Source organism: Neobacillus sp. plas4 (assembly GCF_057221695.1).
This window is the reverse complement of sequence record NZ_CM170152.1, coordinates 4,761,691-4,787,510: the sequence shown is the minus strand read 5'-3', so window position 1 is coordinate 4,787,510 and position 25,820 is coordinate 4,761,691. Positions and strand designations below refer to the sequence as shown.

At 38.2% G+C, this 25,820-nt stretch carries 25 protein-coding genes and 1 other annotated feature; of the genes, 18 read left to right on the top strand and 7 right to left on the bottom strand.

The features are described from left to right. Positions 1–44: 44 nt before the first annotated feature. Both AC2TFD_RS24140 and AC2TFD_RS24135 read left to right on the top strand, forming a co-directional pair. Complete coding sequence (locus AC2TFD_RS24140; RefSeq protein WP_335512766.1) at positions 45–848, top strand: alpha/beta hydrolase; 804 nt, start codon at positions 45–47, stop codon at positions 846–848. Positions 849–897: 49 nt separating this feature from the next. After that, a complete protein-coding gene (locus AC2TFD_RS24135; RefSeq protein ID WP_335512763.1) occupies positions 898–1,980 on the top strand; it encodes a tetraprenyl-beta-curcumene synthase family protein in 1,083 nt (360 codons plus the stop codon). A 336-nt stretch (positions 1,981–2,316) separates the two neighbouring features. Here the strand turns inward: AC2TFD_RS24135 and AC2TFD_RS24130 are convergent, their stop codons facing one another. The 3 genes from AC2TFD_RS24130 to mnmL form a co-directional block, all read right to left on the bottom strand. Then, entirely contained in the window at positions 2,317–2,832 is a 516-nt protein-coding gene (locus tag AC2TFD_RS24130; protein WP_335512761.1) for a YusW family protein, read from the bottom strand. A 652-nt stretch (positions 2,833–3,484) separates the two neighbouring features. Then, positions 3,485–4,057 (bottom strand): tRNA 5-(aminomethyl)-2-thiouridylate-methyltransferase MnmM, encoded by a 573-nt coding sequence (mnmM, locus tag AC2TFD_RS24125; protein WP_335512759.1) that lies wholly within the window; start codon positions 4,055–4,057, stop codon positions 3,485–3,487. Positions 4,058–4,059: 2 nt separating this feature from the next. Then, the gene (gene mnmL, locus AC2TFD_RS24120; RefSeq protein WP_484674113.1) at positions 4,060–5,022 is read right to left on the bottom strand and encodes a tRNA modification radical SAM protein MnmL/YtqA; all 963 of its coding nucleotides are present in this window, start codon (positions 5,020–5,022) and stop codon (positions 4,060–4,062) included. A 193-nt stretch (positions 5,023–5,215) separates the two neighbouring features. Here mnmL and AC2TFD_RS24115 point away from each other — a divergent pair, with 193 nt between their 5' ends. The 10 genes from AC2TFD_RS24115 (at position 5,216) to AC2TFD_RS24070 (ending at position 14,176) form a co-directional block, all read left to right on the top strand. Continuing rightward, positions 5,216–5,503 (top strand): YtzC family protein, encoded by a 288-nt coding sequence (locus AC2TFD_RS24115; protein WP_335569832.1) that lies wholly within the window; start codon positions 5,216–5,218, stop codon positions 5,501–5,503. Then, positions 5,500–5,679, top strand: a complete 180-nt coding sequence (locus AC2TFD_RS24110; RefSeq protein ID WP_484674112.1) for a glycogen biosynthesis protein GlgD — start codon at positions 5,500–5,502, stop codon at positions 5,677–5,679. The genes AC2TFD_RS24115 and AC2TFD_RS24110 overlap by 4 nt, the downstream gene beginning before the upstream one ends. A gap of 284 nt (positions 5,680–5,963) precedes the next feature. Further along, positions 5,964–6,782 (top strand): hypothetical protein, encoded by an 819-nt coding sequence (locus AC2TFD_RS24105; protein WP_335512751.1) that lies wholly within the window; start codon positions 5,964–5,966, stop codon positions 6,780–6,782. 94 nt (positions 6,783–6,876) lie between these two features. Further along, positions 6,877–7,401: a NapC/NirT family cytochrome c gene (locus AC2TFD_RS24100; protein ID WP_335569829.1), complete on the top strand. Its 525-nt coding sequence runs from the start codon at positions 6,877–6,879 to the stop codon at positions 7,399–7,401. A 2-nt stretch (positions 7,402–7,403) separates the two neighbouring features. Further along, positions 7,404–8,861 carry an ammonia-forming cytochrome c nitrite reductase subunit c552 gene (locus tag AC2TFD_RS24095; RefSeq protein WP_335569828.1) on the top strand — a complete coding sequence of 486 codons (1,458 nt, stop codon included), beginning with the start codon at positions 7,404–7,406 and terminating at the stop codon, positions 8,859–8,861. 255 nt (positions 8,862–9,116) lie between these two features. Beyond that, positions 9,117–9,344, top strand: coding sequence for a hypothetical protein (locus AC2TFD_RS24090; protein ID WP_335512747.1), 228 nt, complete (start codon positions 9,117–9,119; stop codon positions 9,342–9,344). Between the two features lie 200 nt (positions 9,345–9,544). Next, positions 9,545–10,738, top strand: a complete 1,194-nt coding sequence (locus AC2TFD_RS24085; protein WP_484674111.1) for an MDR family MFS transporter — start codon at positions 9,545–9,547, stop codon at positions 10,736–10,738. Between the two features lie 114 nt (positions 10,739–10,852). Continuing rightward, positions 10,853–11,073 (top strand) — a binding site (T-box leader). A 42-nt stretch (positions 11,074–11,115) separates the two neighbouring features. After that, a complete protein-coding gene (gene leuS / locus AC2TFD_RS24080; protein ID WP_335569826.1) occupies positions 11,116–13,536 on the top strand; it encodes a leucine--tRNA ligase in 2,421 nt (806 codons plus the stop codon). Positions 13,537–13,586: 50 nt separating this feature from the next. Then, a complete protein-coding gene (locus tag AC2TFD_RS24075; RefSeq protein WP_484674110.1) occupies positions 13,587–13,892 on the top strand; it encodes a rhodanese-like domain-containing protein in 306 nt (101 codons plus the stop codon). Positions 13,893–13,990: 98 nt separating this feature from the next. Continuing rightward, a complete protein-coding gene (locus tag AC2TFD_RS24070; protein WP_335512741.1) occupies positions 13,991–14,176 on the top strand; it encodes a sporulation protein Cse60 in 186 nt (61 codons plus the stop codon). 7 nt (positions 14,177–14,183) lie between these two features. Here AC2TFD_RS24070 and AC2TFD_RS24065 read toward each other — a convergent pair whose 3' ends face one another. Further along, positions 14,184–15,461, bottom strand: coding sequence for a BaiN/RdsA family NAD(P)/FAD-dependent oxidoreductase (locus tag AC2TFD_RS24065; RefSeq protein WP_484676362.1), 1,278 nt, complete (start codon positions 15,459–15,461; stop codon positions 14,184–14,186). A gap of 235 nt (positions 15,462–15,696) precedes the next feature. Between AC2TFD_RS24065 and AC2TFD_RS24060 the strand changes: the two genes are divergently transcribed. The 3 genes from AC2TFD_RS24060 (at position 15,697) to AC2TFD_RS24050 (ending at position 19,790) form a co-directional block, all read left to right on the top strand. Continuing rightward, a complete protein-coding gene (locus AC2TFD_RS24060) occupies positions 15,697–17,316 on the top strand; it encodes a putative polysaccharide biosynthesis protein (protein WP_335512740.1) in 1,620 nt (539 codons plus the stop codon). Positions 17,317–17,344: 28 nt separating this feature from the next. Then, the gene (locus AC2TFD_RS24055; protein WP_335512738.1) at positions 17,345–18,064 is read left to right on the top strand and encodes a pseudouridine synthase; all 720 of its coding nucleotides are present in this window, start codon (positions 17,345–17,347) and stop codon (positions 18,062–18,064) included. Positions 18,065–18,221: 157 nt separating this feature from the next. After that, a complete protein-coding gene (locus AC2TFD_RS24050) occupies positions 18,222–19,790 on the top strand; it encodes an IS1182 family transposase (RefSeq protein ID WP_484674109.1) in 1,569 nt (522 codons plus the stop codon). Between the two features lie 103 nt (positions 19,791–19,893). Here the strand turns inward: AC2TFD_RS24050 and AC2TFD_RS24045 are convergent, their stop codons facing one another. Continuing rightward, complete coding sequence (locus AC2TFD_RS24045; protein WP_335512736.1) at positions 19,894–20,340, bottom strand: Dps family protein; 447 nt, start codon at positions 20,338–20,340, stop codon at positions 19,894–19,896. 192 nt (positions 20,341–20,532) lie between these two features. Between AC2TFD_RS24045 and speD the strand changes: the two genes are divergently transcribed. Together speD and AC2TFD_RS24035 are read left to right on the top strand one after the other, a co-directional pair. Next, the gene (gene speD / locus AC2TFD_RS24040) at positions 20,533–21,339 is read left to right on the top strand and encodes an adenosylmethionine decarboxylase (protein WP_335512734.1); all 807 of its coding nucleotides are present in this window, start codon (positions 20,533–20,535) and stop codon (positions 21,337–21,339) included. A gap of 144 nt (positions 21,340–21,483) precedes the next feature. After that, positions 21,484–22,206: an AAA family ATPase gene (locus AC2TFD_RS24035; protein WP_335512732.1), complete on the top strand. Its 723-nt coding sequence runs from the start codon at positions 21,484–21,486 to the stop codon at positions 22,204–22,206. Positions 22,207–22,237: 31 nt separating this feature from the next. On the opposite strand, the gene AC2TFD_RS24030 is transcribed toward AC2TFD_RS24035, so the two are convergent. Together AC2TFD_RS24030 and AC2TFD_RS24025 are read right to left on the bottom strand one after the other, a co-directional pair. Beyond that, the gene (locus tag AC2TFD_RS24030; RefSeq protein ID WP_335512730.1) at positions 22,238–23,572 is read right to left on the bottom strand and encodes an amino acid permease; all 1,335 of its coding nucleotides are present in this window, start codon (positions 23,570–23,572) and stop codon (positions 22,238–22,240) included. A gap of 176 nt (positions 23,573–23,748) precedes the next feature. Next, a complete protein-coding gene (locus AC2TFD_RS24025; RefSeq protein WP_063252171.1) occupies positions 23,749–23,970 on the bottom strand; it encodes a DeoR family transcriptional regulator in 222 nt (73 codons plus the stop codon). A 415-nt stretch (positions 23,971–24,385) separates the two neighbouring features. Between AC2TFD_RS24025 and pepV the strand changes: the two genes are divergently transcribed. Continuing rightward, positions 24,386–25,801, top strand: coding sequence for a dipeptidase PepV (pepV, locus tag AC2TFD_RS24020; protein WP_484674108.1), 1,416 nt, complete (start codon positions 24,386–24,388; stop codon positions 25,799–25,801). Positions 25,802–25,820: the final 19 nt, after the last annotated feature.

The following is a 25,820-nucleotide window of genomic DNA, read 5'->3' as shown; positions in this document are numbered from 1 at the left end:
TCTAATATTATACTAAATAGAATTATTTTCTAGGGGGAAAAACGATGTGGAAGTGGGAAGCAGAAGGGGAAGCGAAGGCTGTAATCGTGATGGTGCATGGGGCAATGGAACATCATGGACGTTACGGCTGGCTCATCGAAATGTGGCGCAGGTCTGGATTTCATGTCATTATGGGTGATCTTCCTGGACAAGGTATGACAACTAGATCCCGCAGAGGCCATATCGATTCTTTTGATGAGTACATAATAGAAGTGAAGGATTGGATAAAAGCAGCCTATCGTTATGAACTTCCGGTCTTTCTATTAGGTCATAGTATGGGAGGCTTAATTTCTATCCGATTGCTGCAGGAAGAAAAATTGAATCTAGCAGGAGTGATACTTTCCTCCCCGTGCCTTGGTCTAGTTCATAAGCCGTCCAAATTTTTAGATGTGCTGTCACATGGGATCAATGTTGTTTTTCCATCACTAAAAATGAATTCGGGGATAACAGTCGATATGGCAACCAGGAATAAGGATGTTATTGATGCAGATGAAAATGATACTCTCTATATCACGAAAGTCTCGGTTAGATGGTACCGCGAATTAGTAAGTGCTATGAAGGAGGCATTTTTATCGATTGAAGGCACAAGGGATGTAGCCATGCTCGTCATGCAAGCGGGTGATGATAAAATTGTTCATAAGGGTCCTGTTAAGGACTGGTTCAACCATGCACCTTTATCAGAAAAGAGATTTAAGGAATGGCCAAAGCTTTATCATGAAATTTTTAATGAACCAGAACGGGAAGACGTATTTGAATACGCCAAGGATTTTGTCACCAGCCAATTAAAAGCAATAGGATATATTGTTTAAGAAGTTTTAATCGTTACAAATACAGCTTTAAGAAAGGGGAGATTTCTCCATGATGCCAATCAAACTCATGTCGAAGGTTTATCGTAAAATTATTCCAGCAGTTCATCAAGAACTGAGATTTTGGAGGTACCGTGCAGAAAGTATCCCTAATCAAGAGCTTCGAACACAGGCTCTTGCCAGTATTGAACATAAAACGTTTCATTGTGAAGGAGGAGCGATTCTAGCTCTTTCAGCCAAGGATGAGTATAAAAAAGCGGTAAAATTTATTGTTGCTTATCAAACGATTAGTGATTACTTAGATAATCTCTGTGACCGAAGCACCTCGCTCGATCCCATGGATTTTGCCGCCCTCCATGAATCCATGCACGATGCTCTTACAATAGGAGCAGGCCCTAAAAATTATTATCGGCTTCGTGATGATCAAAACGATGGAAATTATCTGAATGATCTTGCTGAAACATGTCGATCTGTTTTAAGAGAGTTGAAGCATTATCCTTTAATCCAAAACTACCTTATAGAACTCTGTGAATATTATTGTAAGTTGCAAATACACAAGCATGTTATTCAAGAAGAGCGTGTGCCGCGGCTAGAAAAATGGTTTGGAGACCACCAACACAATCTTCCTGAAATGGAATGGTATGAATTTTCTGCTTGTTCTGGCTCAACATTAGGGATATTCTGTCTAATTTCTTATGCGATGAGAGAGGATTTCCGAGCCGAGGATGCAGAAAATATCCGGAAAGGGTATTTTCCCTACATACAAGGGCTCCACATTTTATTGGACTATTTTATCGATCAAGAGGAAGACCGTGAAGGCGGCGACTTAAACTTTTGCTTTTATTACGAAAATCAAGAAACCCTTTTTAATCGATTGAAACACTTTGTTTATGAGGCAGACCGACATACTGAGTTCCTGCCGCATAAAAAGTTCCATCAGCTGATCAACCGTGGTTTATTAGGAATTTATTTATCGGATGGTAAGGTTCGCAAGCAGAAGAGTATACGGAAATTAGCAAAAGATATGATTAAGACAGGTGGTATCACCAGCTATTTCTTTTATATCAATTGTATTGCCTATCGCTCCGTACAAAGGATGGTCCCATCCCTTTTTACTCGACCTATTGTAAAATAAAAACCAGGCAACATCAGCGTAACGGGTTTACTTGAGGTGCAAAACGTCAAATTACCGACCTCATCACGCAGTAAATAGCATAACTTTCACAACACAAATCACAGTCAAAAAGGCTTAGAGTTATTCCAACTCTAAGCCTTTTTTTGTATTATCGTATTTCACTAAAGCACCCAGTTAGTTGAATAAAGAAAAGACGCTTATTCCACAATCGCGCCCAATTGTGGAAGATAATTTGCTAAAATCATATTAAGGATAAGTTCCCGTTAATTTAGAGTTTGGGGAAGGTCTGAAGACTGATAAAAAATAACCAAGGAACTTTCCTCGGCTGTCTCTTTTTTAATCCACAAATTCTATTTGAGTGCCATCATTGAAGATGATTTCCAGCTCGAATTTGTTATAGTCTGCATGAAGGTTAAATGACTTTAATATTTGATCGATAGCATCCTTTTTGTTCGTGTCTTTAGAAATAGTCAGTTTTTCAACTTTTGGATAAATACTGTCGAATGCAACTTTCCCCTTCAGGTGTTCATTGTTTATATCATCATCAACTTCCCCACCAATTAAACCTGAGTTGTCGTAATTAATCCCAGCTTCATACTCTTTTTGTTCCCCGTAAGATACCTCTAATTCAATTTCACTGAAATCCAATTTTCCCATTTGTGACTTCATTTTTTGTTGTTCTTGTGTATTTTGAATTTGTTTGGAATAATTTATATTAGTTGTTTTACCATTACCATTCTGTGTAACATTTTTTTGATCTGTATTATTATCTGTTTCATTTGTTTGCTCACTACAAGCAGTTAATAAGGAGATACAAAATACAGATAAGAAAATAAACAAAATTCGTTCCATTTTTCGCCTCCGTGAAAATGTCCTTTAAACTCAATCCTCTTCAACAGGAAATGAGAATGCGTGTCTCTTAGTATTGGAAGTCACCAAGTATTTGTTCAACTTCAAAATCTTTAACTTTCGGTTGTTCTTCATTTTCTTTCGTCTTCGTCTTTCCTCCTTAGCAATCTACATATTAAGAGGATGTCCAAAGTCCAGGGAAATATGACTAACGAATCATTTCATTCATTTCTTTTTATTTCTTGTCAAGTTAATCATTTCCATTGTTTTAATATTTCGGCTTCGATTTGTCATATTTATTACAGAAAATGGACCTTTAATTGAATAAGGTTTTTTATTAAATTCCAATTAGTTTACATTTTAATTATAACATTTTCAGAATTAACTCATTTTAACATAAATATCCAATAACCTTTGTGAATGATATTCATTCACTCACTAAATCACAAAGAATTCACACACCCTCCATTAATTAATTCATACCCTGTGATTTACTATGTGAATTAGGGCGAAACGGACGAATGAAATACATCGAAATGTTTATAAATCAATAAAAAACGCACTGTGAATTATATTGTCAATTCAAGTGCGTTTTCCTATGTGTTTTACTATGTTTGGACCTCTGAAGTAAACCCGTTATCATCAGCGGACTGGTTTATCTTTTTTCAATTGCAACAATAAAGGGGGGATTATTCTGTTGGTTCATAAATCGGTACTGCAGGACATGCGCTCTTTTTTGGTCAATTTCCTGACAATACCTTAATAAGGCGTCACGTTCAATAGCTCCCTCTTCATGTCCATGGTAAATGACTAGGATAATAATTCCTTCTGGAGCCATAATCGTAAGCAGCTGCTCAATTGCAGAAATGGTGGTTTCGGGCTTTGTAACAATTGATTTATCACTGCCTGGTAAATAACCTAAGTTAAAGATTGCTGCAGTTATTTTTCCATGATGTTCTACAGGGATTAACTCAGATAGCACTTCATGACCTGCATGAAAGATGGTCACTCGCTCCTTTATTCCATGTTGCTGCAGTCTTTCTGTACTCGTACGTATGGCATCTTCTTGGACATCAAATCCATAAACTTTGCCGCTGGGACCGACAAGATTGGCGATAAATAGTGTATCATGACCATTCCCAACGGTAGCGTCAACGGCCACATCACCACTGGTAACTGCATTTTCAAGTAATTTTTTAGCAAAGGGGAGTATCCGATCAAGCTTCATCCCTAAGCCCCCACGATACTTTTTTGAAAGTATTTTCCTTGATAACTATCTCTTCTTTTTAACTCAGCGTCTATCGCATTCAATACTTCCCACTTATTTACACTCCACATCGGCCCAACCATTAAGTCAATCGGTCCATCACCTGTAATTCGATGAACAATCATTTCCGGAGGTAAAATTTCTAATTGATCACATACTAAATTTACATAGTCCTCTTGAGAAAGAAATTCGAGCATTCCCTTTTCATACTGTTTCACCATGGGTGTCCCTTTTAGTAGGTGAAGCAAATGAATTTTAATTCCTTGAACGTCGAGTTTTGCCACTTCCTTCGCTGTCTCCATCATCATTTCATATGATTCAAGGGGTAATCCATTGATAATATGCGAGCAGATCCGGATGCCGTGTTTTCTAAGTTTATTTACCCCTTCAACGTAACATTGAAAATCATGGGCACGATTGATTAATAAGGCGGTGCGTTCATGGACAGTTTGCAGGCCAAGTTCAACCCATAAATATGTCCTCTGATTTAATTCCGCCAAATATTCAACGACGTCATCAGGCAGGCAATCGGGACGTGTAGCAATTGATAGTCCGACTACACCCTCTTGTTTAAGCACCTTCTCAAATTTTTCCCGGAGCACCTCGACAGGTGCATGAGTATTTGTATAGGCTTGGAAATAGGCCATATATTTGCCGTCTTTCCATTTCGTATGCATTTTTTCCTTAATATCAAGGAATTGTGTCTCTAAATCATCTGTTCGATCACCAGCGAAATCGCCAGAACCGGCAGCACTGCAAAACGTACAACCGCCGTGTGCGACCGTACCATCACGGTTCGGGCAGTCAAAACCGCCATCTAGTGCAACTTTAAAAACTTTATGGCCAAATTGCTGGCGTAAATGATAATTCCAAGTATGGTAACGTTTATCGTCAGTAGCATATGGAAAAGGGTTGGTCTGAGTCAATTCAGAAACCTCCTTTATAATTTTAAACATAAATTAAATTTTAACACGAAAATATAGGCTTATCCAACTGTATTGTTTACCAGTAATTATCAAGCGTTGATTGTAATAGGAAAAGGGAGAGAGAACAAAATAAGACATGAAGCACCTTGCTTCAATCATGGAAGTGTGTCACCAAAAAGAAGGGGGTCCTTAGATGGCTACACGTGCTTCAATGGACGCATTAATACAGCAGTGTGAGGATACAATTCGATTTGCTAAAGAACAATTTGAAGAAAGCAGTCTTCAAGAGCATTACAATACTGATAATTATACAAGGGCATTACAGGATTTGGAACAAACCTACCAGGATATTGCTAAGATGGCCCATAGCGCAAATGGGCAGCAGCGTGATCAGCTCCACCGTATGAGACTGCAAATTCAGCAGCTACAAAATACTATGATCTTAGAAGGACAGACTTATACAGGAGGAAACCTATCGTGAAGAAACGATCTAAACAAAATAATCCTGAACAAAAAACAAGAAACGGCAGTAACAATCAAGATCTTGAACTTGGCCAAGATGTTGATCTTGTTAAACAGTCTAAAAAGCAATATGAGCAAACTGGCGGCCAGCCAGTAAAATCGAAATTTCATCAAGAAAAAGATCAATCGTCTTAATAAAGTCCTTTAGACCTTCAACAATATGTTGAAGGTTTTTTTATTACAAAAACCCTGAAAACACAGTGAAAATAAGGTAAAAACCCGTGTTCACATTTTAGAAATAACTCTATAATTTTTTGTGATTTTGGTCACAGAACGAGTTTCGCTCCCATGGGATAAATAAAGTATGAAATTCAGCAATCTTACACCAAATAAAAGTTCACTTATATAAATTAAATTTTTTTGTAATTAATTGTGAATGAATTCACAAATTGTTCACAAATTGAAAGGAAGTAAAAACAATGAAAAAATACCTATTTATTTTCAGTATACTGCTCTTCCTGGTTAACCCTTCGATGACTATGGCTGATGAAAATCAGAACATCCTACGTATGCAGGAGCTTTCCATAAAAGTAATGCCGGAATTTGCGTATCATCTGAATGATGTTGAGAAAAATCATCCGCCTCTATTAATTGGATATCAAGGAACACTGCTTAATCAATCCCTTCAGCCGCAAAAAGGACAGATAGAACTGCCGCTTCCAATCGAGGATAAAAACTTTCGAATTGGCTATGTTGCTGATTACTCCAGCGACTTATCGAAGGTGTATGAAATTGAATACATAATCGACCAAGAAAAAGGGACCATTTCCTGGACAACAAGTGAGGAAATTCAACCTAATGAAGTTTATAAATTCGTTGTTGAGTTTTATACAAATAACATAATCGTTGAGGAAGATAGGAAATCAGTAGCTTATCAATTTAAAAGCTTTACGGATATTGGTTTTTTTAATCTTACTTTTACACCACCCATTGGTGCTGCAAAAATAGACCTAAGCCCGGCACCTGAAAAGAATAAGTCTCATGGAGACGAAGAAGGAGTGTACTCCTATAATGTTCAAGGTATGAAAGCGGGGGACGAAAAGAGCATCGTACTTACGTATGAACGCAGTGAAACAAAACCATCCATTGAGTTAATGGAGCAGCAGCCAGAACAAACTGCAGACAATGAAAATAAAAAAAGCCCTGAGATCTTATCAATTGCGGCTATTAGCGGAGTTGGATTAATAGGTGCAGGTGCTTTTACCTTCATCCTTAAAAGAAAAAAAACAAAGAAATAAAGAGGCAAAACCATACTTTGGTTTAGAGTACAATCGTACTTTATTCATAAAAAAGAGAGAGATTGATCCAATACAATGGGAGGTGAAAGGAAGGATGGTAAAGAGAGGTTTTAAAAAATTGTGGGCGATTGATAAGAGGGTATTACTCTTAGGTGCATTATTAGCTGGCGTACTGTTTTCCTTCGGTACAGTGAAAACAATGGCTTACTTGGATTCACCAGGCTTTTGTCAGAACTGTCACACGATGAAGTCAGTTTATACCTCATTTGTCGATTCCACTCATGCAGATTTGCAGTGTAATGATTGCCATTTACCGCATGAAAGCGAGGCAGGGAAGTTATTTTTTAAAGGCCGTGCTGGGATGACTCATATTTATTACAACACCTTAGGTACGGAGGATATACCTGATCGAATTTATGCCACAACACGCACGTTAAGAGTCATCAATGCAAACTGTGCAGATTGTCATAAGAGTACGGTCAGCAATGTTTCACATGACCAAAAGGAAAACTGTATGTCATGTCACAAGACTGTGCCGCATGGAAAAGACTTTAAGGATGATACCTTTGACCAGGCACCAAAGTCTGGCGAATTATTAAAAAATAAGGGAGGATTTTAAGTATGATTAGGTTCCGTAACGGGGCATACCTCCTTCTGATAGCATTGATTCTAATTATTACTGGCTGCAGCAGCAATGAGACTGCGAGTGAGAAAACAGCAAGTGCTAAAGAAGTGAAGGGAACAACTGGCCTATCAAAGGATGAAATAAGTAATGAAGCTTTTAAAAAGCTATTTCCACTACAATACAATAGTTACAAGAAAAATGAAAAAATGGAAGATACCAAATACAATGGTTCTGTAAAACGCAGTAAGTATGATCCTGATAAAGAACCGTTACTGCCAGTTCTTTTTAACGGCTATGGTTTTGCTACTGAATATAATGAAGACCGCGGTCACGTTTATGCACTTGAGGATATTCGGGATGTTAAACGGATTAACGATAAATCAGTTGGTTCCTGTTATACATGTAAATCAACTGCCGTTCCGCAAATGATCGAAGAAATGGGCGATGATTATTGGGGAGCTAATTTCAATCAAGAAATTTGGCCAAAAGGGGAAGCGATGGGTCATTCTCCAATCGGCTGTTCTGACTGTCATGACCCTGAGACAATGGACCTGCGTGTAACTCGTCCAAGCTTTTATAAAGCATTAGAGGCTCAAGGAGTTGATACTTCAAATCCAACGAAAAATGATATGCGCAGCTATGTGTGTGGTCAGTGCCATGTAGAATACCATTTTGCAGCAAATAATAGCGAAGTAACCTTCCCGTGGGATAATGGCTTCAAACCAGAAGAGATGTATGAATACTATAATACCATTGCTAAAGAAAATGGCTTTGAAAAAGACTGGGTTCATAACATATCAGGTGCACCAATGTTGAAATCACAGCACCCTGAATATGAAACACATTCAAGTGGTACTCATGGAAAAGCAAATGTTTCCTGTGCAGATTGCCATATGCCATTTGAGCGTGTAGATGGTAAAAAGAAAATTACTTCACACTACTGGACATCACCGCTTAAAACAATGGATACATCTTGCGGCCAATGCCACGGTGACCGTGATCTAGATAAATTAAAAGACCGTGTGACTGAAATCCAAGATGCAAACGTAAGTGCCTTACATGAAGCACAGGATATCTCTACCACAGCTCACTATTACATTAATAAGATGATTACATCCGGAGTCAGCCCAGAAAAGATTAAGCAGGCTCAGGAATTCGTTCGGAAAGGTCAATGGTTCTGGGATATTATTGCAGCGGAGAACTCTTCAGGATTCCATAACCCACAAGGTTCAATGGATTCATTAAGAGAGTCAGTTGTACAATCTAACAATGCAATACGCCTTGCGACAGAAGAGTTAGTGAAAAAAGGTGTCAGCATTGAAGAGCTTAATACCGAAATTGAAAAAGCGAAAACTGCTGTACAAGCTGAAAGTGTGAATGAAAAGAAAAAGGATCATGCTATAAACAGCTACTTTCCAGCACAGCAGCCAGCAGTCCCTGCAGTAAAAAAATAGACCCTTTTGATCAACAAACTTAACCGTCCCGTTAAGAAGGATTAAGAAAAGTTGAGAAAGAGTCCATAAAGTTGAGGGAAAACACCACTTCCACAATGGAAGTGCTGTTTTCTTTTTTTTATTGTGGCAAATTTATGGTGATGTGTTAATTTGCTAAGCTTTTTTAAGCCCGAGTTGGTCTAAATCAATCGTTCATGAAATATTTTATAGGGAGATTCTAATCTGTGTATTTCATATGAATGGAGAGACGTGCATATGTTTGTTGTCCATTTTTTTGAAAATAAAAATGAGCTTTTAAACCAACTTCTTAGACAGGTGCCTGCTGAAGGTGATGATGTTGTAATAAAGGGGCGCAAAGGAAAGGTAACAAGCGTTACCAATATTGACGAAAACCATATTCATGTGCAGCTCTTTTTTGAGAAACTTAAGGTAGTTAATAAAGGTAAAGCTGTAGTGGATACTTCTAAAAAGAAAAAACGGTAATCATAATTGAGCCTTCAACAAGGAAAAACGAATTAGCGATAACCATGAAATTTATTAACTTAGTATTCACGAAAAAGTCTCGTTAAATCGAGGCTTTTTTTCATTTTTACAACAATTCCTAAAGGCATTGCGCGGAATCTGGAATGGGAATACAATGTTCTTTTGGAACTCGAAATAAGTTAATGTTAGGAGCGTTTTTCATGCCGCGTGCCTTATGGCTTTTAATTATTGGGATGGCAGTAAATGTAACGGGCTCTTCTTTTTTATGGCCGTTAAATACCATCTATATTCATGATCATTTAGGGAAATCGTTAACAGTGGCTGGAGTTGTACTAATGCTAAACGCTGGTGCGACTGTTATTGGTAACTTATTCGGTGGCACGCTTTTTGATAAAATCGGCGGCTATAAATCAATCCTTCTAGGAATCTGGATCTCGCTTTTAGCTCTAATTGGATTAACGTTCTGGCATGGCTGGCCAGCATATATCATCTTTTTAACCATCATAGGTTTTGGATCAGGCATTGTTTTTCCTGCAATGTTTGCAATGGCAGGAAGTGTCTGGATAGAGGGCGGACGGAAGGCCTTTAATGCTATTTATGTAGCCCAAAACCTTGGAGTGGCCATTGGGGCTTCCCTGGGTGGCTTTGTTGCAGACTATTCATTTCAGCTGATTTTCCTTGCGAATACAATTATGTACGTCATCTTTTTCATAATCGCTGTTTTTGGTTATAGAAATATCGCAACAGTACCAGTAAAGCAAGCAAAAACAAAGGATCAGTCAGTAGTAAAAAGTCGAATCAATCTGCAGGCTTTGCTTATTTTATGTTCAGGTTATGCGTTGTGCTGGGTTGCGTATGTTCAATGGACGACTACCATTTCATCTTATACACAGGAAATCAATATTTCACTAACGCAATATAGTTTTTTGTGGACGATAAACGGGGCATTAATTGTCCTTGGACAGCCAATTTTAAATAAAGTATTGAAGCATCTTTCTGAGTCACTCAAGGTACAAATTCTTATTGGAATCGGCTTTTTTATCGTATCATTTTTAATTGTAGGAAAAGTAACTGTCTTTACGGGCTTCCTTGTAGCGATGATTATATTAACCATTGGTGAAATGTTTATTTGGCCGGCAGTACCGACGATTGCCTTTGAACTAGCACCTAAGGGACGAGAAGGATTCTATCAAGGGATCGTTAACAGTACTGCTACTGGAGGAAGAATGGTTGGACCATTGCTTGGTGGAGTGCTTGTTGATTTATACAGCATGTCAGCACTATTCTTCATTTTAATAGGCTTATTCTTCATTGCTATTGTTACAACTCTAACGTATGATAGGATTTTAAAATCAGAAAAAAAATTATCAAACATAAATTTACCGGTCTCATGACGAGTCCGGTTTCTTATGTTTAAAAAATAATTCATATGGTCAAACTGTTTTATGTGAATGTTACTTGCATACTAACGGGAAATTTAATACAATAACCGTAATACTTTTATATATGAAAAGACAGTGAGTAGGAGTAGTAATGATTCATATCCGTTTCTAGAGAGTTGACGGCTGGTGGAAGTCAACACGGTACATCATGAACTCGCCTATGAGTTGCAAACATGAAACCAGTAATGTTTGCCGTTTGCCGCGTTAAGGTGAATGAAGCGAGTGTTTACAACACTAATGTGGGTGGTACCGCGGGAAGATACATAGATAATCCTCTCGTCCCTTTTGGGATGAGGGGTTTTTTTAATTTTTTTTAGGAGGCAACACTTATGAGTTTCGATCATCAGCATATCGAGAAGAAGTGGCAAAAGAAATGGGAAGAAGAAAAAACGTTTAAGACAAGTGAAGAATTTGATAAACAAAAATTTTACGCATTAGACATGTTTCCATATCCATCAGGTGCTGGACTGCATGTAGGACACCCTGAAGGCTATACCGCTACAGATATTCTTGCACGATTAAAAAGAATGCAAGGATACAATGTGCTACATCCAATGGGCTGGGATGCTTTTGGTTTGCCGGCAGAGCAATATGCATTAGATACTGGGAACGACCCTGCGGAGTTCACTGAGAAGAATATCAATACGTTCCGCAGACAAATTAAATCATTAGGTTTTTCATACGATTGGGATCGCGAAGTAAATACAACCGACCCAGAATACTATAAGTGGACTCAATGGATCTTCTTAAAGTTATGGGAAAAGGGTCTAGCCTATATCGATGAAGTAGCTGTGAACTGGTGTCCTGCTTTAGGTACCGTTTTAGCAAATGAAGAAGTAATCGATGGCAAGAGTGAGCGCGGCGGACATCCGGTTGAACGCCGGCCTATGAAGCAGTGGATGTTAAAAATTACGGCTTATGGAGATCGTTTACTTCAGGACTTAGAAGAACTTGACTGGCCAGAGAGTCTAAAAGAAATGCAGCGTAACTGGATCGGCCGTTCCGAAGGTGCTGAAGTCACGTTTGCTATTGATGGACATAATGAAACGTTTACCGTATTTACCACCCGTCCTGATACTCTATTTGGTGCCACTTATGCCGTTCTTGCACCAGAGCATTCTTTTGTGGATAAAATTACAACAGCACAGCAGCGTGATGCGGTAGAAGCTTATTTAGACAAAGTGAAGACGAAGAGTGATCTTGAACGAACTGACTTAGCGAAGGAAAAGACTGGCGTATTTACTGGTGCTTATGCGATCAATCCGGCAAACGGCAAAAAGATACCAATCTGGATTGCGGATTATGTATTGGTCAGTTATGGTACTGGAGCAATCATGGCCGTACCAGCACATGATGAACGCGACTATGAGTTCGCGAAACAATTTGATCTAGAAATTATTCCTGTTGTTGCGGGCGGCGACGTTGAAACAGAAGCCTACACAGGAGACGGTGAACATATTAATTCTGAATTCTTAAATGGTTTGAATAAAGAGGAAGCCATCACAAGGATGATTTCTTGGTTAGAAGAAAAGGGGATTGGAACGAAAAAGGTAACGTTCCGTCTGCGTGATTGGCTGTTCAGCCGTCAGCGTTATTGGGGTGAGCCAATTCCAATTATCCATTGGGAAGATGGTACAATGACAGCAGTTCCTGAGGACCAGCTGCCATTAACTTTACCGAAAACAAAGAACATCAAACCTTCCGGAACAGGAGAATCACCTCTTGCAGTAATTGAGGACTGGGTAAATGTCGTTGATCCAGAAACAGGCAAGAAGGGGCGTCGTGAAACGAATACCATGCCGCAATGGGCGGGAAGCTGCTGGTATTATTTACGGTATATTGATCCTAATAATGATCAAGCACTTGCTTCACCGGAAAAATTAAAGCACTGGCTACCAGTAGATGTATACATTGGCGGTGCAGAGCATGCCGTTCTTCACTTGTTATACGCACGTTTCTGGCATAAAGTCTTGTATGATATTGGTGTGGTCCACACGAAGGAACCATTCCAAAAGCTTTTCAACCAAGGAATGATTTTAGGAGAAAATAATGAAAAAATGAGTAAATCAAAAGGAAATGTAGTCAATCCTGATGATATTGTTGACAGCCATGGTGCCGACACACTTCGTTTATATGAAATGTTTATGGGCCCATTAGACGCTTCCATTGCTTGGTCAACAAACGGCCTTGACGGTTCTCGTCGTTTCTTAGATCGTATTTGGCGTTTGATGGTCGAGGAAAATGGAGAGTTAAATCCAAAAATCCAAGAAAATGAAGAAGCCTCAAATTTAGAAAAAGTTTATCACCAAACAGTGAAAAAGGTAACAGAGGATTACGAAGGCTTGAGATTTAATACTGCAATATCACAAATGATGGTATTTATCAATGAAGCCTATAAAGCAACGGTTCTTCCAAAACAGTATATGGAAGGGTTTGTTAAAATGCTTGCTCCTGTTGCACCGCATCTTGCCGAAGAACTTTGGGAGAAATTGGGCCATAGCGGAACTACAATTTCCTATGAAACTTGGCCGGCATATGATGAAGCGAAACTAGTGGATGATGAAGTTGAGATTGTAATTCAAGTGAACGGGAAGGTAAAGATGAAGCTAAAGGTTCCAACAGCTGCCAGCAAGGAAGCATTAGAAGGAATTGCGATGGATGATGATCGAGTGAAAGAACAAATCGAAGGTAAAACCATTCGCAAAGTCATCACCGTTCCTGGTAAACTTGTTAATATTGTAGCTAATTAATTGGATTTCCCCCTGCCAAACAGGGGAAATCTAAAATAGGGGTGGGAAAGATGGAAGAAATTAAAATTATTACACCAGAAGAATTAAAGAAAAAGCTCGAAGAAGGGGTGAAACTCGAGCTTGTCGATGTTAGGGAACATGAAGAGGTAGCACAAGGAATGATACCAGGTGCTAAACATATCCGCATGGGGGAAATTCCAGCTAACCTTGATTACTTTGATAAAGAAAAAGAATATATCTTCATTTGCCGCTCTAGCCGTAGAAGCGAAAATGTCTGCTATTATTTAAAGGACCAAGGATACAAGGTTCGTAATATGATTGGCGGCATGCTTGAGTGGACGGGTGAAACGAAATAAACGATTCCAATGAGGAATCGTTTTTTTTTATACTCTTTTATTTTTAATTTTCAGAAAAAGTGGAAATAATGAAAATAAAAGTAGAAAGGGAGAGTTGAATGATACAAGTAAAATTGTTCGATCGTGAGCATGAAAAGGATTTAGAAAAAGAAATGAATCGGTTTTTAAAAGGCATCGACGAAAAGAAATTAGTAGATATTAAATATAATGTTGCCGCCTTGCCTGAGGAAGAAGAGGAAGAGCAAATCTACTGTTTCTCAGCAATGATCATCTACAAGGCCTGATGTAGAATCAGGCCTTGTATTGTTTCTTAGCGGATAGGGCTGCATTGGTTCCAGCGAGTCTGCCTGTTACTAAAGCAGAAGTGATGTTATAACCGCCGGTGTACCCATGAACATCAAGAATCTCCCCGCAAAAATAGAGACCACCCATTAATTTTGAAGCCATTGTCTGTGGTTCAATTTCCTTTACGGAAACACCGCCTCCTGTAACAAATGCTTTTTCAAGCGGCAGAGTTCCATTCACTTTTATCAAAAATTGTTTACAGCTTTTTGCAAAGGCACGGATTTTCTCGTTTGAAATCATGGCACCTTGTTCTGATGGGTCAATCTCACTCGTTTCTAAGAGGAACAACAAATAACGTTCAGGTAAAAACCCTTTTAACGTATTTTTTATGCTTTTCTTCGGCTCGCTTTTTACTAACTTGATTATTTCTTGAAAAATTTCTTCTTCCTTTTTATCTGGCAGAGCATCTAACCCCATCACAACCTCGTTTAGCTTCCATTTTTTCATTGCCTTGACAACAAATTGACTGCAGCGAAGCACTGCAGGACCGCTTAACCCAAAATGGGTGAAAATCATATCCATCCGGTGAGTTATGAGTGGTTTTCCCTTTGGATTTAAAACACTTAATTCAATCTCCCTTAAAGACAAACCTTGAAGAGACTTATTTTTGATAAATGGTTCATTTGAGGTGACAGGCACCTCAGTTGGAAACAGCTCTGTAATGGTGTGACCGGCTTTTTGTGCCCAAGCATATCCGTCCCCTGTTGAGCCAGTGTGGGGAACGGATTTACCGCCGACAGCGATGACGATAGATTTCGCTTCAATTTCTGTCCCATTTTTTAGTATCACGGTTGAGACATGACCGTCCCTGTAATGGATGTCAGCAACAGGGCTGTTGGTGTATACCTTCACCTTAAGCTTTTCCAACTGACTCAACAGTGCTTCCACAACGGATTGCGCTTTATTGGAAACAGGGAACATCCGCCCGTGGTCCTCTTCTTTTAGTTCAATCCCTAACTTTTCAAAGAATTTAATAATATCTTCATTGCTAAAGATAGAAAAAGCACTGTATAGAAATTTTCCGTTACCAGGCAGGTGCTTAATGATTTCTTCAACAGGCAGCCGATTCGTGACATTACACCGCCCGCCGCCAGAAATCGCCAGCTTTCTTCCCAGCTTATCTCCTTTATCGATTAATAGGACCTTTAATCCTTTCTCCCCTGCGGCAATGGCAGCCATTAAACCGGAAGGGCCGCCGCCAATAACAACAACATCGTATTGCATACTTCCACCAACTTTATGTATATTCATTTCATTGTATCCTCGCATTATCTCATTATAAACACTCTTTTTGAAAAGGAAACGATAAGTCAACACATTTTAAGAAAATTCCTTAGGTTGTTAGTAGCATCGTTGTTAAAAGAGATGTAAACTACTAATAGTGTGCAAAAAAAAGCGTACTGAACGTTTGCTCATATGCACACAAACTTTTTCTTCACTAGGAAGGGATTCTTATCTTATGTCGTCAAAGCTTATAAGAGGAACGTTTATTTTAACATTGGGTACCATTATATCCAAGATTCTTGGCTTATTATATGTTATCCCCTTTTATCAAATCGTGGGTTCAGAAGGAACAGCATTATACCAATATTCCTACATACCTTACACCATCTTTATTAGTATTGCCACAGCAGGGGTGCCGCTGGCTGTTTCAAAATTTATTTCAAAATATAATGCACTCGAGGAATATGCGGTTGGCCGTAAATTGTTTAAATCCGGGCTAGTGTTCATGCTGTTGACCGGAATTGCTTCATTTTTCATTTTGTATTTTTCAGCACCGCTTATAGCTGACATGATTATTACCGATAAAGACAATGTCGGATCAAGGGTAGAGGATATTATAACAGTTATTCGAGCGGTAAGTTTTGCATTGATTGTTATCCCGTTTATGAGCTTAATTAGAGGATTTTTTCAAGGACATCAATCAATGGGTCCGTCTGCTGTTTCTCAAGTAGTTGAACAGATTGTTCGGATAACTTTCACACTTGCAGGTGCATATATAGTCATAAACTTTTTAAATGGAAGTATTGTAACGGCGGTTAGTGTAGCAACCTTTGCAGCCTTTGTAGGGGCAATTGGGAGCCTGGTGGTTTTATTTTGGTACTGGTATAAACGCAAACCGCATTTAGACCAGCTGCTAGAACATGATAAAGCAACCGTACAGGTATCATTAAAAGAAATTTATAAAGAGATTCTTATTTATGCTGCTCCTTTTGTGTTTGTTGGAATCGCCAACCCATTATTTCAAGCAATTGACCAAGTTACCTTTACACGGGCAATGGAGGGTATCGGCCACAGTTATAAGGCAGCTGAAGCAGCATTCTCAATTCTGAATTTTGAATCCCATAAAATCGTAATAATTCCAGTTTCGCTTGCGACAGGGTTCTCGCTCGCTCTGGTTCCAAGCATCACAAAGGCATTTGTCGAAAATGACAGGAAAGAACTAAAACAGCAGTTAAATCAATCCTTTCAAGTGTTGTTATTTTTGACATTGCCTGCAGCCATTGGACTTTCTTTATTAGCCGAGCCTATCTACACTGTATTTTATGAGCATAAGGAGCTTGGATTCGAAGTACTACGAGCCTATGCCCCAGTTGGAATTCTTTTTTCTTTATTTTTAGTAACGAGTTCCATTCTGCAGGGAATCAATGAACAACGATGGACAGTATTAAGTTTGTTGGTAGGATTGCTTATTAAGTTATCGCTAAATATTTATCTTATTACTATGTTTGAAACAAGAGGCGCGGTGTTCGCTACGGCACTAGGATATATCGGGGCCATATTGATTCAAATACTTGTTATAAAAAAATATGCAAGCTATCCTTTCTTATTTGTTTGGAGAAGGAGCTTATTAATTGTTATCTTTGCCGGGGTTATGTGGGCAGGTACAGAAATCGTTTACCAGCTGCTTTTATTATTTCTGACTCCAGAATCTAAGTTCCAATCCCTCGTGATGATCGTGATTTCTGCAGCCGTAGGTGTGGTTATCTATTTTTACCTTGGATTAAAATCTGGTCTTGTCTCCAGACTATTTGGTGATAGGGTTGACCGAATAAAAAGGAAATTAAGAATGAATTAAAAGCTGAAAGAGGAAGGAGGAAAACCGATTGAGAATTGATAAAATGCTGGCTAATTTAGGCTATGGCAGCCGGAAAGAGGTTAAACAGCTGTTGAAAAGCGGTGCTGTCAAGATTGATGATGTGATTGTGAAGGACGCGAAACAGCATGTAGACACGAATAAACAAATTGTAACGCTCAATGGGGAAGTCATTGAATATCGAGAGTTTATCTATTTAATGATGAACAAACCTCAAGGAGTCTTATCTGCGACCGAGGACAGTGTTGGCGAAACGGTGATAGACCTATTGGAACTTGAAGATCAGGTCTATGAGCCCTTTCCTGTCGGAAGACTGGACAAGGATACAGAGGGGTTATTGCTGATTACGAATGATGGTCAATTAGCGCACCGGCTGTTATCTCCAAAAAAACATGTACCTAAGACCTATTTTGCTGTAATTGATAGAGAAGTAACTGATGAAGACATCAGAGCCTTTGCGGAAGGTGTAACACTTGATGACGGCTATGAAACTAAACCAGGTGAGTTGAAAATATTAAAATCCGGCATTCGCTCGGACATTGAACTGACGATAACTGAAGGCAAATTCCATCAGGTCAAAAGAATGTTCGAGGCAGTTGGAAAAAAAGTGGTGTACCTTAAGCGTATTTCCATGGGACCCCTGCCATTAGATGAAACCCTTGAGTTAGGGGAATACCGGGAGTTAACGGATGAAGAAGTGCAGTTGCTAAAGGAATACCAAGTAATATAAAAATGAGGCTGGGACAAAACCCTCCTCTGGAATGAAAAAGCCGTTGAAATTTTACGACGAGTAAAATTTCACCGGCTTTATTTTTTTCAATAAAATAAGGACAACTTCTGATAAAATTAAGTTACCACACAAAATAAAATCAGAAAGAAGTGTCCTTATGTTTAAAAATTATATCATGAATCAATTAGTTTTGCCTTTAGATTTAGAAGTAAAATTACAAAATAATGATATTGCCTTCCATGTCCATCATTTAGTTGAAAGTATTCCTCAGGAAGCGTTGGAACCATTTCTTCGAAATGAGGGATGTCCTGCCTACCACCCACGCATGATGCTCAAAATACTCTTATGTGCCTACACGCAATCTGTCTTCTCAGGGCGCAAAATTGAAGCCCTATTAAAAGACAGTATCCGTATGATGTGGCTAGCTCAAGGGCATGAACCAAGCTACCGTACAATTAACCGATTCCGTGTTCAATCAGAAGTGAAAGAATTAATTCGCCAATGTTTTGTCCAATTCCGTTGCCAATTAGTCGAAGAAAAACTTATCGATCAAGAAGCAATTTTTATCGATGGCACAAAGATTGAAGCGAATGCGAATAAGTTTACGTTTGTCTGGAAGAAATCAATTGAGAAGTATCACAAAGCATTAATTGAAAAGTCAAATGAACTATACAACGAGCTACTTGAAAAGGAAATTATACCTGAGATTGAACGAGAAAGTGAGGAACAGTTATCGATTGAGGAACTTGGTCAAATGGTTCAAAAAGTAGATGATATTGTTACCGATTATGACAAAAAAATAGAAGCATCGTCAGATGTAGTGGAACGAAAGGCGTTAAGGAGTGAGAGGAAATATCCCAAGCAGTTGCGTAAACAGATGGTTGATTATATCTTGCGAACACAGAAATACCAACGAGATTTTGAAATCTTTGGCCCACGTAATAGTTATTCAAAAACAGATCACGATGCCACGTTCATGCGCATGAAAGATGATTATATGAAAAATGGTCAATTGAAAGCTGGTTATAATGTACAACTCGCAACCGAAGGTCAATACGCACTTGCCTATAGTTTATTTCCAAATCCGACAGACACACGTACGTTAATCCCGTTCCTGGATGAAATTGAGCAACATTATTTTAAGTTACCAAAGCATATTGTCGCAGATGCAGGTTATGGCAGTGAGCAAAATTATGAAGATATCCTTTCCAATCGTAAACGAGAAGCGCTCATTACATATAACATGTACTTGAAAGAGCAAAAGAAAAGATATAAACAAAACGATTTTAATCCAGACAACTGGCAGTATAATGAAGGAGATGATATATACATTTGCCCGAACCAGCAACGCCTGGCTTTTAAATATTGTTCTGTACGCACGGATAAAACAGGTTTCAAGCGAGAGTTTAAAATCTATGAATGTGAAGACTGTTCAGGCTGCCCATTCCGTTCATCGTGTACGAAGGCAAAAGAAGGCAATAATCGAACGTTAATGGTGAACAAGAAATGGGAACAACAAAAAGAATATGTGAGAGCGAAGCTTTCAGAAGAAAAAACGAATGCCATCTATCGAAAACGCAAAATCGATGTGGAGCCAGTTTTTGGATTCTTGAAGGCTAATTTGCGTTTCACTCGGTTTTCTGTACGTGGAAAATCGAAGGTTGAGAATGAAATGGGAATAGCGTTAATGGCCGTGAATTTACAAAAATTCACGGCTAACAGCTAAGAATAAACAACAATTATGAGTAAAAACAGAAAAAGGTGAAATTGAGCACACTCAATTTCACCTTTTTCACTATTTGAAGCTAGTTATGTCCCAGTCTCATTTTTTATCCTTGTAGAAATGAAGTTAACATCCAATTATGCTTGCTTAATTTTTCAATAAGTTCAGTAAACATATCACTGGTTACTTCATCGTTTACCTGTTCTGCAGCCTTTTTACCTTCCTTTAATTGAGAGATAAGCTGCGAGAAATCATTGACAACGTTTTGTACCATTTCTTCAGCTGTTAAAACTTCGGAAGTTTCTTCAATGGTTGCAAAGTGAAGGTATTCTTTTAATGTGGAAACTGGTTTTCCACCCGTAATTAATAATCGTTCTGCTAATTCATCCATGGTTCCAGCTGCCTCTTCATATAGCTCTTCAAATTTTTCATGTAAGGTAAAAAAGTGAGGTCCTTTTACATACCAGTGGAAACGATGGAGTTTTGTGTATAATACATTCCAATTTGCGAGTTGTTGATTCATTACTTGTTCAAGGGTTAATGTTTGTGTCATATTTCATACCTCCTAATTATTATCTATACTAATTATAACATATATTAATTAAAAGTAAATATTAAATTAGAATTATTATAAATAAGGATGGAGAAATGTAATTTTTATAAGTAACAAATCTTAAAAATGGGTAATCTAAAAATATTTACGACACTGTCCCACGTTTCCTGAAAATCGAAAGGGGGAAGCTGTATGAAACTCACACCGAAAGAAACCATTGAATTGCATGGCTTTAATAACTTAACGAAATCACTAAGTTTCAATATGTATGATATTTGTTATACACGATCGAGGGAAGAGCGCGAGGCATATGTAAAGTATATTGATGAACAGTACAGTGCCGAAAGATTGCAGAAAATATTAACCCACGTATCAGACATTATTGGCGCGCATGTATTAAATGTCGCAAGTCAGGACTTTGAACCAGCGGGGGCAAGTGTCACACTTCTCGTTTCAGAGGGACCAGTTGAAGACGCACCTTTAGAGCACTTTGAGGAGTCACCAGGACCGTTACCGGGTTCAGTAGTCTTGCAGCTAGATAAAAGTCATATCACAGTGCATACATACCCTGAATATCACCCAGATGAGGGGATTAGCACATTTAGGGCAGACATAGATGTATCAACGTGTGGAGAAATCTCGCCGCTTAAAGCACTGCATTACCTCATACGTTCGTTTGAAACAGACGTCATGACAATTGATTATCGGGTTCGTGGTTTTACTAGGGATAAGGATGGTTATAAATTATTTATTGACCATGAGATTAGCTCCATTCAAAATTATATTCCCGAGGACGTTGGCGAACTGTTTGATATGATTGATGTAAATGTGTATCAAGAAAATATCTTCCATACAAAATGTAAACTTCGGGAATTCGATTTAAACAACTATTTATTTGGCTATAAAAAAGAAACCCTACATCCAGAAGAGTTAATTGAAATTACCGAGAGAATTAAGCTGGAAATGGATGAAATTTTTCATGGGAAAAATATGGTGTAATACATGACAATTCTTTTCTTAACATATTTATGGAGAAAAATCATAGCCAAAAGGAAAGTGCGCAGCTTTATTAAAAAGTAAAGCTGCTTTTTGCATCTATCGTGTAAAATGAATGATATAGAAATGTTATATAGGGAGAGCGTTATGTTTTTAAAAAAAGTTACTTTATTAAAAGAAAAGATTCCCATTTTTAACGATTACCCTTTTTCCATCCCCTCAATAGCGAACCTGGACGAGATTAAGTTTGAGAGTAATGTCACCTTCTTTGTAGGTGAAAATGGATCCGGGAAATCAACTTTATTAGAGGCAATTGCTGATCAATGTGGTTTTAATACCGCTGGCGGTGGGAGAAATAATACTTATGAGGTATATGAGAAAGATTCAGGGCTTGGTAATTATATAAAACTTTCTTGGATGCCTAAAATTACGAATGGATTCTTTTTGCGGGCAGAATCGTTTTATCATTTTGCGACGCATATCGATGATGTGGATGAGAATGGATTTAAGGATTATGGCGGGAAATCTTTATTAAAGCAATCCCACGGAGAATCCTTTATGTCTTTATTTCTAAATCGATTTAATGGAGAAGCCATTTACCTATTAGATGAACCTGAGGCTGCATTATCCCCTGCACGTCAATTAGCCCTTCTGAAAGTTATCCATGACCTTGAAACACAAGGAGATGCTCAATTCATCATCGCCACACATTCTCCTATCCTATTAGGATATCCAGATGCAGAAATTTATAGCTTCGACCACGGTCAAATTTCGAAAATAGACTATGAAAGTACAGACCATTACACAATTACAAAATACTTTTTAGAAAATAGAAAAAGGTTTCTTTATGAATTGTTTAAAGAGGAATAAAGGAAAAAAAAGTGAGACACACTAAAGTGCCTCACTTCTTTTTTGCTATAAAGGATAGGAAAATGAGAAGTCCCAAAATGAGTAGAGACACGCTCGAACCAATAAGGTTGTTTGGGCTTAAAATAAATCCAATAAAAATCAAACTCAGCGCTAAGATGGCAATAATCGTAGTAAATGGGAACCATTTTACTTGAAATGAAGGTTTCATCTTATATTGCGGCCGGAGTTTTAAATGTGCTGCACAAATACCAATCCAAACGAGCATAATCGTGAACCCAGGGATGGTCATAAGATAACTAATGATATTACTAGGACTGATATAAGCTAGGAAAACGCCCACTAATAAACAGATTGTTGTAATCATAAGCCCTATAATGGGAATTCCGTTTCTTGATGTTTTCATCAATGCTTTCGGAGCAACATCGCTTTTTGCCATTGAAAAAAGTGTTCTTGATGTTGCGTAAATCCCAGAATTTGCGGCTGAAAGTACCGCTGTTAAAAGAATAAAATTCATTACATGTGCCGCACCAGGCAACCCTGTAATATTGAACACTTGAACAAATGGACTATCTTGACCGGTTACTTGATTCCAAGGAATAATACCGCAAATAATGATAATAGGGAAGATATAAAAAATAATAACCCGCCAAACAGCACCCTTAATAATACTAGGCATGACGCGTTCGGCATCCTTTGTTTCAGTTACTGCCACCCCAATTAATTCAGCACCGCCATATGAAAACATAACGACAAGAAAGGCACTCAGCATTCCACTCCATCCATGAGGGAAAAAGCCGCCATGGGCCGTATAGTTTGAAAGAGGGTCCTCAATATTACTTGGGAATATACCAAATATTATAAGTGCACCCAATACGATGAAAGCAACTAATGCAGCTATTTTTATTCCTGCAAACCAAAACTCTAGTTCTCCGTAATATTTTACCGGGAATAAATTAAAGCCAATAATGAAAGCTGCACAAAGCAGACTAAGCAGCCATAGTGGGATTGAAGGATACCAAAATTGCAGAAAGCTTCCTGCTGCTAATAATTCAACTGTTATTACAATGGTCCAATTAATCCAGTATAGCCAGCCGGTTATAAATGAAAGTTTAAAACCAAAAGCTCGATACAGAAGCAGCTGGACATTATGGTTGGGAAAAGCAATGGCCATCTCACCCAAAGCAGCCATTACGATGAATAATAGCAGCCCGCCTATTAAATACGTAAAGATAACACTAGGACCTGCTATACTTAACGTATCAGAGCTTCCTTTAAAAATTCCTGTACCAATCATTCCAGCTAAGGCAATAAATTGAACGTGCCTTGGCAGTAATCCTTTTTTTAAATCATGTTGATTATTTTCCATGATGATCCTACCTTTATTTATGGAGTTGTCACTTTTTTGCTTAAACGCTTTTACGCGTTAAAATATTATACTAATATATCATATTATACTAGATATTCAACACTATTTTAAAAATAAAAGCAAACAAGCACGCGAGGTTATCGCGTGCTTGTTTGCAAAAGCTGTTTATTCATATTTTAAGATGACATTTTAACTTTCTTTTGTGTTGTCGTCCATTTTCCGCGGCTTGGGCTTATTACCAAGTCATTATAGGCTAAAACATTTAAATCCCGTTGTATGGTGCGAGGAGTGATACCAAATTCCTCTACAAGTTCTTGCGTCGTGACTGTGCCTTTATTACGAATAAACATGTAGATACATTTGATGCGGTTTAACATCCGGTTAGTCGAAGGTTTCAAAGAACCACTCCCTATCCATTTTTAAAACCTATTGTCTATCCCTCTACCGACAGCCTCTAAGATTAGTATGTAATTTTTTCCCCGCAGACAACTCCTTTTTTTAATAGATAGTTGCAGTGGATACCCTGATGACTTAAATATATTGTACCCACAATTTCTGAAAATTTCCACCAATTGCGAATAATTTACATAAAAAACATATCTTATTAACAATAATTGTTCGTTTTTTCTCCTCCCTTTCCTGATTCTTACTATAGTCTATGGGAGTAATTGTTAAGATTATGACAAATCGATTGAATTATTTGTAAATTAATGATAGGACAAGAAGGCGAAAATCATTTCGTTTTTGTAAGGAAAATTGATAAGATATTGGCATAGGTGTAAATAACCAATTAAGGAAATAGGAGGAACACTATTGACAATAATTAATTGGATGGCTGAAGTAGAGAAGAGAAAAGATGATCTCTTGAGAGATACCCAGAGATTATTACATATTAAAAGTCTTTTAGACGAGGAAAATACTTTTCCCGATGCCCCGCTTGGCAAAGGTGTGAAAGAAGCATTAGATTTCATGCTTACTCTTGGTGAAAAAGACGGGTTCACTCCAAAGAATGTTGGAAATGTAGCTGGACATTTGGAATTTGGCGAGGGAGATGAGCTACTCGGTATCCTCTGCCATGTTGATGTTGTTCCAGAAGGTGACGGTTGGAGCAGTGATCCTTTTGCCGCTGAAATTCGCGATGGGAAAATATATGCCCGAGGAGCGATTGATGATAAGGGTCCTACAATGGGTGCTTATTATGCAATGAAAATAGTAAAGGAACTTGGTCTGCCGCTAAATAAACGAATCAGGATGATTATTGGTACGGATGAAGAAAGCGATTGGCGTTGTGTGGAGCATTATTTTAAAGAAGAAGAAATGCCAACCTTAGGCTTCGCACCTGACGCAGATTTCCCGATTATTAATGCCGAAAAAGGAATCGCAGATTTGGATATGACGCATCAAAAGTCTATCACAGATACTGGAACAGCGAATGTTGAAGTTCTTACTTTTACATCCGGTCAAAGATACAATATGGTTCCGGATTTTGCAACGGCAACCTTATGCATTAAAGGGAGTCAAACGGAAGTTATCCAAAGATATACAGAGTTTATGAAGCAAAATAAATTAGAACACAGTTCTTATGTTGAAAAAGGAGACCTCATACTTGAAGTAAAGGGTGTATCTGCTCATGGAATGGAGCCGAAAAAGGGAATAAATGCTGGTTTATTTCTAGCAGAATTCCTTTCGAAATTGGAATTAGACGATTTGGCTGCACACTATTTTAAATTTGTCTCTCACTATTTCTTTAATGATTCCCGTGCTGTGAACCTAGGAGTAGCATTCTCAGATGAAATCTCTGGTGAATTAACCATCAACCCTGGGAAGCTTTCTTACTTCCCTGAGTCTGGCGGCAGCATTGGGATAACTTGCAGATATCCGGTTACGAACAATATGGAGGCTGCCAAAGGAAAGCTAGATGAACTTTTGTTAAATGAAGGTTTTGCGATTACAAAATTTAAGGACACCAAACCCCACCATGTCGACGAAAATGAATTCTTAATTCAAACCTTAAAAAAGGTTTACGAAGAACAAACGGGTGAAGAGGCTGAATTGATTTCGATTGGCGGAGGAACATATGCACGGTCCTTAAAAGCAGGTGTAGCATTTGGTCCCTTATTTCCAGGAAGACCAGATATAGCCCATCAAAAAGATGAATATATCGAAATCGATGACTTATTGAAAGCGACTGCTATTTATGCACAGGCCATTTATGAGTTAGCTAAGTAATGAACATTAGGGGGAGTGT